14 protein-coding genes are annotated in these 10313 nt (G+C 42.9%); 6 read left to right on the top strand and 8 right to left on the bottom strand.

Features of this window, described 5'->3' with window-relative positions:
- From O9332_RS27425 to O9332_RS27410, 4 genes are all read right to left on the bottom strand, one after another.
- On the bottom strand, positions 1-357 hold a 357-nt coding region (locus O9332_RS27425; RefSeq protein WP_288028184.1), incomplete at its 3' end, for an RNA-guided endonuclease InsQ/TnpB family protein.
- Between the two features lie 370 nt (positions 358-727).
- Positions 728-1357, bottom strand: coding sequence for a DUF1361 domain-containing protein (locus O9332_RS27420; protein ID WP_288028182.1), 630 nt, complete (start codon positions 1355-1357; stop codon positions 728-730).
- 3 nt (positions 1358-1360) lie between these two features.
- Complete coding sequence (locus tag O9332_RS27415; protein WP_002760673.1) at positions 1361-1777, bottom strand: acyl-CoA thioesterase; 417 nt, start codon at positions 1775-1777, stop codon at positions 1361-1363.
- A gap of 7 nt (positions 1778-1784) precedes the next feature.
- Complete coding sequence (locus tag O9332_RS27410; protein WP_002734244.1) at positions 1785-2303, bottom strand: cofactor assembly of complex C subunit B; 519 nt, start codon at positions 2301-2303, stop codon at positions 1785-1787.
- A 132-nt stretch (positions 2304-2435) separates the two neighbouring features.
- Here O9332_RS27410 and O9332_RS27405 point away from each other — a divergent pair, with 132 nt between their 5' ends.
- The 3 genes from O9332_RS27405 to O9332_RS27395 all read left to right on the top strand — a co-directional run bounded on the left by O9332_RS27405 (position 2436) and on the right by O9332_RS27395 (position 4890).
- A complete protein-coding gene (locus tag O9332_RS27405; protein WP_004163173.1) occupies positions 2436-3341 on the top strand; it encodes a metal ABC transporter permease in 906 nt (301 codons plus the stop codon).
- Between the two features lie 322 nt (positions 3342-3663).
- Positions 3664-4302 (top strand): MotA/TolQ/ExbB proton channel family protein, encoded by a 639-nt coding sequence (locus tag O9332_RS27400; protein WP_002760669.1) that lies wholly within the window; start codon positions 3664-3666, stop codon positions 4300-4302.
- An 18-nt stretch (positions 4303-4320) separates the two neighbouring features.
- Positions 4321-4890, top strand: coding sequence for an ExbD/TolR family protein (locus tag O9332_RS27395; protein ID WP_288028180.1), 570 nt, complete (start codon positions 4321-4323; stop codon positions 4888-4890).
- On the opposite strand, the gene O9332_RS27390 is transcribed toward O9332_RS27395, so the two are convergent.
- The 3 genes from O9332_RS27390 to O9332_RS27380 all read right to left on the bottom strand — a co-directional run bounded on the left by O9332_RS27390 (position 4891) and on the right by O9332_RS27380 (position 7935).
- Positions 4891-5241, bottom strand: a complete 351-nt coding sequence (locus tag O9332_RS27390; RefSeq protein WP_002760665.1) for a hypothetical protein — start codon at positions 5239-5241, stop codon at positions 4891-4893. It abuts the gene before it with no gap.
- Between the two features lie 274 nt (positions 5242-5515).
- Positions 5516-6553, bottom strand: coding sequence for a polysaccharide pyruvyl transferase CsaB (csaB, locus tag O9332_RS27385; protein WP_288028177.1), 1038 nt, complete (start codon positions 6551-6553; stop codon positions 5516-5518).
- 302 nt (positions 6554-6855) lie between these two features.
- Complete coding sequence (locus O9332_RS27380) at positions 6856-7935, bottom strand: RuBisCO accumulation factor 1 (RefSeq protein ID WP_288028175.1); 1080 nt, start codon at positions 7933-7935, stop codon at positions 6856-6858.
- A 213-nt stretch (positions 7936-8148) separates the two neighbouring features.
- Here O9332_RS27380 and ccmO point away from each other — a divergent pair, with 213 nt between their 5' ends.
- Positions 8149-8949 carry a beta-carboxysome assembly protein CcmO gene (gene ccmO, locus O9332_RS27375; protein WP_002753877.1) on the top strand — a complete coding sequence of 267 codons (801 nt, stop codon included), beginning with the start codon at positions 8149-8151 and terminating at the stop codon, positions 8947-8949.
- A 9-nt stretch (positions 8950-8958) separates the two neighbouring features.
- Here ccmO and O9332_RS27370 read toward each other — a convergent pair whose 3' ends face one another.
- Complete coding sequence (locus tag O9332_RS27370) at positions 8959-9114, bottom strand: hypothetical protein (RefSeq protein WP_288028173.1); 156 nt, start codon at positions 9112-9114, stop codon at positions 8959-8961.
- Between the two features lie 249 nt (positions 9115-9363).
- On the opposite strand from O9332_RS27370, the gene O9332_RS27365 reads away from it, so the two are divergent.
- Positions 9364-9705 (top strand): hypothetical protein, encoded by a 342-nt coding sequence (locus tag O9332_RS27365; protein ID WP_288028171.1) that lies wholly within the window; start codon positions 9364-9366, stop codon positions 9703-9705.
- 315 nt (positions 9706-10020) lie between these two features.
- Positions 10021-10313 (top strand): hypothetical protein (locus O9332_RS27360; RefSeq protein ID WP_288028169.1); only part of this gene is annotated, 293 nt, incomplete at its 3' end.

Below are 10313 nucleotides of genomic sequence, written 5' to 3'. Positions count from 1 at the left end.
AAATTTAAAGGCTGATTTGGTAAATTCGGCACTTCCTCCCTGATGTTTTTTCTTAAAGTTAGGATACTTAGTACGACCAGCAAAGAAATTAGTGAAAGCTGTTTGTAAATGTCTTAAACCTTGTGGTAAAGGTACACAGCTAACTTCGTTTAAAAACTCTAATTCTTCTTGTTTTTTCCACTCGGTTAGCATTGAAGAAGTTTGAGCGTAGCCTACTCTTTCTTGCTTTTCGTACCAAGCTTGTGTTCGTTCGTGGAGAGCTTTGTTGTCAACTAATCTTACACAGCCCAATGTGCGCCGCAATAGCGACTCTTGTTCGGGTGTGGGGTAAAATCGGTAAGAATAGGCTTTTTCCATGTCTCATATTTTAGCATATATTTCGTAAACGATGCTCATATTTAACAGCAAAGCCAACCTAAAACGGCGGGGTTTCAGACCCAAATTTTCGATGATCATAAGTATCTAAGCACAATTAATTACACATCTAAGCCACTACTCCGTCAGACTTCTGCTGTGATCAGTAAACAGTGAACTGAAAACTCAAATCCGATCCCTAATAGCTGTATCCCGTCTCCCGTCTCCCGTCTCCTGTCTCCTGTCTCGGAGTCTCGACTAGGAAATTAATTTTGCACGACTACTTTCGCTGCGGCCAATTGATCTCTGTCTTCCTACTATCTTTTAATTAATCGGAAAGAGACTAGGAGAGGGTCGAAATCCCCGATAGGCGTTAATTGTAGCCAAAAAATCGATTGTAAAGCCTTTTATTGATTTCGTATAGTACCCAAATAATTAAAAAACAGATAGAGATGAATATCAAAGGTTTTTGAGTCAGTAAATTCTGCAAACTCCAGAATAGTTGCTGCGGTTGAGTGACTAGATACCAACTATTCAGCCGGAGAAAACGCCCTAGATAAATACCGATCGCACTTAAAAAATGGAGAGTTATTTCTAGGGGTAAAACTGCTGAATTTAGCTGACTTTGCTGACAATAACTTTTTAAATTAAGTAAGGAGAGAACGTATAGCTGAAAGCCAAGGAAAATAAAGATACTATACTGGGGAATTAAAACTAAAAAAATTAAACTTTTGGCGTAATCCTGCTGAACATAAGAGATTAAATGAATGCTATCGGTGAGAATATAGGGAGCATTGGGTAAAAAAAGCAGGAAAACTAAGAGAATTAACCACCAGAGTAGGGAACGATCGAGGGCGATACGAAATAGCCAAAAGCTAAGGATAAAGGGGATAAAGGCCAGAAAAGAATTCCAGATAATCCTCCCGGTGCTAAGGTTAAATAATTGCCAAGCATTGTGCCACCAATCCCTAGTTAAAATTATCGTTAAATCTGCCCAAATCATCCCTTAAATACCAGTCTCCTCTAGGGTTGATAAATATCCTAACCAATGTTTTAAAGATTCCGGTAAAGGGATTCTTTTTCTAGCGGTGGGAGCGATGCACACATGGCGAGTTTTCGCTTTTGCGACCATGATTTCAGCCAAATAAATTTTATACTGCAATTGAAACTCGTTTTCGCTCAGGGATCGGGCAGTGAAATCAATCTGTATTTGATCGCCACAAAAAAGGGGACGAAAAAACTGGATTTCCGCTTGAGTAATCGGTAGGGCAACCGGAGAATCTTTCAAAAAATCCTTAATATTGATGCCAAATTGTGCTAAAGAAAACTCGTAGGCTTCATGACAGATCGAGAGAAGATGGGCAAAGTAAACCACACCGGCCGCATCGGTATCGGCCAGATAAATTAGGCGTTCATAGGACATAAAAAGCTTATTGTCTTTCTAGAAAGGTTAAACTATCTTGTAGTTGTCTTAACTCGTCTCGATGGGCTTTGACAGTTAATTCCGTTTGCTGAGATTTGCTTTCTACTTTAAAAGCCACTTCCTCTAAACGGCCGACTTTTTGCCAATAGAAAACACCCGCGAGGGGAGATAAACCCACAAGAGCAAAAATATAGGGATTAGTATCGGGAAATAACACCGATAACACCAGTGAGAAGCAAAATAAACCCAAGGCAGCTAAAATTGTCAAAAATATCGCTAGAAAGGGGCTAGGCGGCACAAAACCCTGTAATCTGACAATATTCTGTTCGGGTTCGATCGCCTTGACTTGATAGGAACGTCGGTCAAAATAATCTCGCAGTTGTTCTAATAGTTGGTCGTCACTGGTACTGGTAAGATAGACACGCTGTTCGATACGCTCCTTGACGGAACCGCGAATAAAAAAGAATAATCCCACCATGAGCAGGAGAGTCAGAAAAAAAGTTGAGGAAAGAACGGGGGTATCCATGGCGGCAGTTAGGAGCGAAAAAACTTACAATTAATCCTAATCCTAACCTATCTTCTCCCCCGATTTAGAAGATAGACCCTAGGAGCAAAACCTCGATCGAGAATCAGAAAAATTTAACCCCAAGGCAGATTCATGGGCAACAATCTATTAACAGGATTAATCGAACCCTTACAGTATAGTTTCATGCAGAGATCCCTAATTGAAGCCATCATCGTCGGGATCATTTGTGCGGTGGTGGGAACCTACCTGATGGTACAACGTTTGGCCCTCTTGGGCGATGCCATCAGTCACTCGGTCTTACCCGGATTAGCGATCGCTTTTATTGGTAATTTTAATCTGCTACTGGGTGCTTTACTAGCCTCAATGGTCAGTACTCTACTGATTAACTTGATCCGTAATCGTTCCCCAATCAAAGAAGATGCGGCCATGGGGATCGTTTTCTCGGCTTTTTTTGCCCTTGGCATCACCCTGATCACTCTCATCCAAAAAAACAACAAAATTGACCTGAATCACTTTCTCTTCGGCAATATTCTGGGTGTCACTGCTGCCGACATCCGCGATACCCTAATTATTGCCGTTATCGTTTTGTTAACCGTTTTGCTCCTGTATAAAGAACTATTATTCTACACTTTCGACAAAATCGGGGCGCAAGCGGCGGGTTTACCAGTAAATTTATTAGATTTAGGCTTAATGCTCCTGATTGGTCTGACCATCGTTGCTAGTCTCCAAGCGGTGGGAGTAATCCTCGTTTTGTCCCTTTTGATTACCCCCGCGGCCACTGCTTATCTTTTAGTTACCCGTCTCCATCAAGTCATGGGTTTAGGTGTGGGTGTGGGTATTATTTCTAGTATCAGTGGGATGTATTTAAGTTATTACTGGAATTTACCCTCTGGACCAGCGATCGTGCTTGTCGCTTTTAGCCTATTTATGTTGGCCTTTTTATTCAGTCCCCGTCAGGGAATTTTCACCCATCCCTCTAGTCTAGGTGGTCAACTTTCTATCTGGGGAGAGATGAAAAATTTGTTGAGACGACGTTAGTTTGCAGCAGAAGGTGGGGTTTTTGGCAAGTAATCAAAAACAGCCGGCGGCTAAAAAACTGATAACGGCTATAAGTAGTCGTGCAGAATTAATTTCCTAGTCGAGACTCCGAGACAGTAGAGGATGCCCTATCAGGTTATACTTCATCTTTAGGAGAAACGCCTTAAGTATGGCACGATTTTTGAAAAATGGTATAAAAAGTATAAATGTCAATCGATCGACTTAAATCTTAAACTAAATAATCAAGCCCGAATCGCCCGGTATTGGAGGAACAAAACAACTCGTGAGTATAACTGATTTAATCCAAAAAGGCGGAGTGGCCATGTGGCCGCTGCTTTTTCTGTCTATTTTAGCTCTTAGCACTATTATCGAACGAATTTGGTTTTGGAGTCGTACTCTCCTCAGTGAGGGCCAGATTTTAAATCGCATTATGGAATCCGCCATCCGTAACTGGGATTTGGCGGCAAAAGTCGCCGGAGATTCCCGCAATCACCCCATTGGTAGCTATCTCTACGCACCCCTGCGCTTAGAAAATCCAGATCCAGAGGTTTTTCACTTTGCCCTCGAATCGGCTGCCGATGAACAATTATCCCTAATGAAACGGGGCGATAAAATCCTTGAGGCAGTCATTGCCCTTTCTCCCCTGTTAGGATTATTAGGGACGGTACTCGGTTTAATTACCTCTTTGGCCAATATTCAATTAAGTGACCTGGGAACTTCCTCGACGGCGGGAGTAACTTTAGGTATTAGTGAAGCTTTAATTTCCACCGCTACCGGCCTAATTGTCGCTATTTTTAGCCTCGCTTTCTATCGTGTTTTTCAGGGACTCTGGTTCAATCAAGCCCGAATTTTTCGCAAGGCCGGCAGTGATTTAGAAATTATCTACCGCCAACGCTGGTTACACCAAGAAGACCAACAATACGCCCTCAGTGCTAACCTAGAAAAACCTCTCGATCGCTAAATCTCTCCCTTATCAAGCATGGCCGAAACTAAATCTCTTAACCACAAAAAGCCAAAAAGTAGCCATATTACGGCTCGTCCGCTCAAATTATGGCATGATCAACACCGCATTCAAGAGGATGTGCAGGTTAATATCATTCCCTTGATCGATGTAATTTTCTGTATCCTCACTTTCTTTATTCTCGGTGCAGTGGGATTATCTCGCCAACAGGCTATCAGTCTCGATTTACCGAAAGCTAGTACCGCCACCACCCCGATGCGGGAAATGTTGGTGGTTAGTCTCGATGATTTCGGACAACTCTACGTCGAAAAACAAATGGTGACTCGCGCCCAGTTGTTCGAGGCGATCAAGAATTATCATCAATATAGTCCCAATGGACTGATGGTACTGAATGCCTCCAGAAATGCCAGTTATAACGAAGTGGTTGGGGTTTTAGACCTACTGCGACAGGTAGGCGGTGATCGTGTGGCTTTAGCGACTCTATCGGGGGAGGCTAATAATCCCACCCTGGAAAATAGCAATCCTTTGCCCAATTTGCCGACTAATCCCACCTTGCCCAGTTTACCCCATCCTCTGGGCAGCAATTAACTAGGAATGGATGCGATAGCTGAGTAATTGTTCTTCGAGGGCGGCAATGCGATTGTAGGCCGCTGTCAATTGTGCCGTTAATCGGCGAATTTGGATTTCATCGGCAAAAGAATTATCGCCATTGACAGCTGGCGCTTGTTTGCCACCGTGATCCCGGAGAATATCTTTATGATCGTAGAGGCTATTATCGGATAACTCGGAAAAACCGACCATTTCCAGGGATTCTCGCCGGGAATGACTCGATTTATCCCCAGCTAGGATAGCAATTTGCTGGCTGAGGCTTTCGACAATATCCTGTAAACGCTCGACTTTCTGCTCAAGACTGATAATCTGTTGTTGTAGTCCATTCATGCAATTACCTAGGGATAAAGGAGGTTTCCCCTCTATGCTAGGCTCTGGAGGAAATGGGCTATAACAATTTCTGATTGATTTAACGATCCCTTTACTGCCCTTAACGAAAATATGGCACGGGAAGTCCCCACACGAGACCGAAGCAGGATGGGGATGTGCCGAGTGCCTCCTTTCCCCTTGATCAAAACCTATGCCACAACAAGGACTTAAGCATATTTTGAGACTTTTTAGAATGAAATAGCCCTGGCATCGGTAATCGCACTCGACATAAAAATTAGCTCACCAATCTAGATAAAATTTCTCGATGAATTAAAGCTCGATCGATTAAAAAATGTTTGCGATCGCTGGTTAATCCCTCTCCATTGGCATAAAAATCAATCCAAGTGGCACTAATATCATTAACTGCCTCTGGTAACTGATCTAATTCCCAACCCGGCATCGGTACTTCGGCAATTAATCGCGACACTTTCGGATCATAACTAAGGGCAAAACAACGACAATCTTCTGCCGCGGCCATAATTAAACTATGAAAGCGCATTCCGATCACCATTTCTACCCCGCGAAATAAGCCTTTTAACTGTCTTGGATCCTCTAAACTAATGATTTGATGATTTTCCCTTAATTGACGGGCTACAGCTTCACAGAGGGGCAAATCCCGCGACTTTTGAAAAGGGACTAAGAGAATAAACGCCCCCGTACTGGTTTGCAAATCAATTAAAGCTTGGGTTAATTTATCTAACTTTGCCGGGGTTAATAGGGGATGGGGACGTAAATTGACGGCGATTCTTGGGGCGGGTAAATCCGATAATCCCTTGACTGATTGAGCGTCTAAAGCCCATACTGGATCGGGGGCAACAATGGGACGAATACCCCAATTGGCGACTAAATGAGCCGATATATCATCGCGCACACTAACTAAACTACATTGTTGCAAGACTTTTTTGGTTAACCAACGGGTAAAAGGTCTATTTAATGGCCCAATTCCCTGCCCCCAAGCAATAGTTTTTAAGCCCAATAATTGAGCAAGAGCCATTAAACCACCGTAATAAATTGGACTGGCAAAACTGGTGACATCCTGCATTAAACTGCCGCCACCCCAGATAAATATATCGGCTTTTTTAAGAGTCTGAAAAACTTGCCACCAATCCCGACTAGGACAGGTTTCCACCCCATAACGTTGACTGGTTTCTCTGGGATTATTTGACAAAACAATAGGTTTAATTTCTGACGGCAGCATCTGCAATAGAGACACTAATAATGCCTCATCTCCTCCGTTTCCTCTCCCATAATATCCACAAATTACTGCACGCATATATCAGTTATCAGTTATCAGTTATCAGTTGTCAGCCAGAAAAAGGCAAGAGTCAAAAGGCAAAAGGCAAAAGGCAAAAGTATGGTAAATTTGTCTCCTGTCTCCGAGTCTCCTGTCTCCTTTGTCCTCTTTGTTACTTTTTCCTTGAAAAATGTCTCTTAGTTTCTTAAGTTATGCCGTCAGCTACAAGTTAGTAGTGACCAGTTTTATTCGATTCAGTTATCAGTTTATCTATTTTCTTATTCCCACTCATAACTAATAGCTTAAACCTGATCACTGGTTACTGATCACTGATCACTGATTTAGTCGTCCATTTGCCAGGGTTCGGTGATGTTTTTTTCATCGAGGATATTTTTTGCTCTTAAAATCAAGACCAATTCACCTAGTATGGTGACATCGGGCGAACTATCAAACCATTGTAAAAAAACGGCATTATCCTTCTCCACTAGATAATAATTGTTCACATCCCATTCGGACAAAACTCGATCGATCACTAATAACACTTCCTCGGACCTGGTGGCAATCGATCGAGGTAATTGATCGCTAGGCCATAAAATAGCTACAGGATCGATCGCCTTGAGAATTGCTTGCCAACCGGGGAGAGGCACAATCGTTTGTTTATCCCCCACCGTTACCAGTCGAAAAGGTTCCTCGACGCTCAAACTTTCTGTGTGTTTTATATCAGTTACCGTCACCGGAAATCTTCCTACTAAAGGAATAATTCTGGCTAATTCGTCCTCATCCTGTAAACGATGGACGGGCAGCAGGGGAGCGCTACGGGTGGGAGTAACGGTAAAATCTTGTAGTAAAGACTCGATCGCCTGTCTAGCCGAGTCAGAATGGGCAAATTTCAACCCTTTAGCGATTAATTTCGCTCTTTCGGCTAAATCTCGCTTTTGTTTGCCCCGTTTCCAACACTGGTAAGCGATCGCATCTCCAGGATGACGAGTAAATTCACTGGGAATCTGGGATAAACGGGAAAAATCTTGGATAGCTTTGGCGATATCGTGTGCTTCAGCCACCTCAATCCTTTTTTCTGCCGCTAATTTCGCTGCCCCCAATCTTTGTTCTTGGTTGAGAATCCGCAATTCGTATAGCACATCACTGCGCGGCCCGATGTAGTAACTTAACAAATCTTCAGCTGCCCCCGCTTTGATTAAACTCTCAAAAACTTGGGCAGCGACAATAATTAAATTTTGTTGGGCATTTTGAAAACCGGTTTGTTCAAAAATTAACTGGGAATCGTAGCCAGCTTTTTGCAGTTTTTGACATTTTTGCCCCCAATTCACCCAATTTCCTTCCTTATGAAGCAGCGAGCGCATTAATTCGGTCGCTTCCGTTTCGCTGATTCGATCATCTGTACTGCGAGGCTGTTCTGTCATAGACAACTTGATCAAGCTACAATAACTAAAATTTATCTAATCCCTCAAAAATCTTCAATAGCAATTAAGGTTAACAGGATAGACTAGATAGTAACAGGATAGCTGACAATCACCCCCTTCGTACCTGTTAGGGCAAGTTTATCTTCAATGTCTAGATTAAGAGTTAATGGAAGCATTCCCCCCTCGTCCACAACTAACCCCGGTCAAAGGACGATGAAAACCAAGCGTCACCCCAAAGATAGTGCCTTGGGTTTAGTCTCTACCCTCAGCTTTCCGGCGATCGTCGGGACGGCGGATATGATGCTAAAATCGGCAGAAGTTACCCTCGTGGGTTACGAAAAAATTGGCGGTGGTCACTGTACGGCGATCGTGCGTGGTAATATTGCCGATGTGCGGTTAGCAGTGGAAGAAGGGGCAAAAACCGCCGCACAGTTCGGACAATTGGTATCTAAATCGGTTATTCCCCGACCGATGCCCAATTTAGAGGTAATTTTCCCCATTGGTAGCCGTTTAGCCGAAATTGCCCAAAGTCAACGGGGTTTCAGCAAACTGAGCAATATGTCGATCGGTCTGTTGGAAACCCGCGGTTTTCCTGCTATGGTGGGGGCAGCCGATGCCATGTTAAAATCCGCCGATGTGCAGTTAGCTTCCTACGAAACAATTGGGGATGGTTTGTGTACGGCCATTATCCGGGGTTCGGTCGCTAATGTGGCCGTGGCCATTGATGCGGGAATGCGGGAAGCAGAGAAAATCGGTGAACTGCACGCGGTGATGATTATTCCCCGTTTATTGGAAGATTTAGAACATACCCTACCGGTAGCCAGCTACTGGTTAGAAACTCCCGAACCTTTACCGATGTTGTTACCCAATACTGTCCGGGAAAAACAACGGGAATTAGTCGCTTTACCGGAATTGGAAAAAACCAAAATACCAATTCGTCGCCAAGAAATGCAGGAGAAAGTGTTAGAAGAAGTGATTCCCGTGGAAGTTATCACCGATGAGGACAATTATTAATTTTTATTTTCAGCTTTGCTCCTGTGCTGCTAAAAGTACAGGAGCAAAGGTTTGAATTAGGGTTTGCGGCAAAAAGTTTGTTACTGGGTGTGGATTTCCCAGTAAAAAATCTTTACAGAGTCCCCCGACAATTAAACGAATCGAATAATGATAAATTTTTGTCAAGGGGTGCGGTCAGATCGAATAATCGTCGCTAGAATTGGCCTAATTGTCAGGAATTTAGTTAAACAAGGTTTTTGACAATATGCTAATCTGGCTAACAGGCTTTTGGGCGTGATATAGGGAAAAGTTCTGGCGATTGCGCCTAGATGGGGTGATATGCCAAAAGTTGACCCATATCGTTACTCTGAGGAGTGTTATCCAGAAATTTTCCGTGTAATATGTAGTTATGTTTTTTGAAAAGGAGTCAGCATAATGAAGCCTTTAGCTATAAATCCAGATTCGGTGAATATTATATCTCCATTAATTTCGCCGAAAAAAATAGAGTTAAATCCTATTCGGATAACATATAAATCCCCGATACAATATCGTAAAGCTGTTTATAAAATAGCATGTTTTTTCCGGCGAGAGTTTAGATACGACTTTGTGCAATATGGTTATGAAGGCGAAGAAAATGACCCGAAGCATGTTGCTTTTTTGTGGCTTCATCCAGAAGCAAGGCCTTTTACAGGCGATTTTAGAATTCCATGTATCGGAGCAACCTGTTTCCGATACCGTGAATGGACAGATAACCCAGCAGGATACGCTATGCAATAGATATGGTTCCATCCGTATTGGAGACGCAAAGGATTGTTATCCGAATCTTGGTCTGATTTTAAGCAGGAATTCGGCGATTTTATCTGCGAGCAACCGATATCAGAAGCAATGACTAAGTTTCTGGATAAACAACAAAAAACATAACTCATCGTTGCACCAGACAGCCGTAGGGTGCGTTCCCCAAAGTGGTTCCTACTGCTCCAGCGATCGATTTTGGGGAACGCACCATGCACATTGATTGAAACTGTAGGTTTAAGTGCGGTCGCCGATCTTAATAAGCTATATTAACAACAATACTTAAAGAGAAGGCTTAAAATGGTTAAATCAACTTTGTACACGACAGCAAAAGTCCTACCGGGAAATAGAATTGAAATTGAATCTCCAGAGCTGACTGTAGGACAAACTGTTGAGGTAGTTATTTTGGTTGAAGAAGTTAGTTCTGATGCTTCTAGCACCGAAGATATCTCTCCATCCTTAAAACAGCGTCTTGCTTTTCTGAAGTTACCAATGACTGAACGGAGGAATATTCTCAAAAGTCAAGCCGATATAATGCTCTCTCACTATCAACAAGATTCTGAATGGCAGGAGTTAATGGCAGCTGACATCAT

The sequence above is a fragment of the Microcystis sp. LE19-10.1B genome, assembly GCF_027530565.1.
Taxonomy (GTDB): domain Bacteria; phylum Cyanobacteriota; class Cyanobacteriia; order Cyanobacteriales; family Microcystaceae; genus Microcystis; species Microcystis aeruginosa.
Note: the sequence above shows the minus strand (reverse complement) of the source record. Positions and strands in the feature narration are given on the sequence as shown.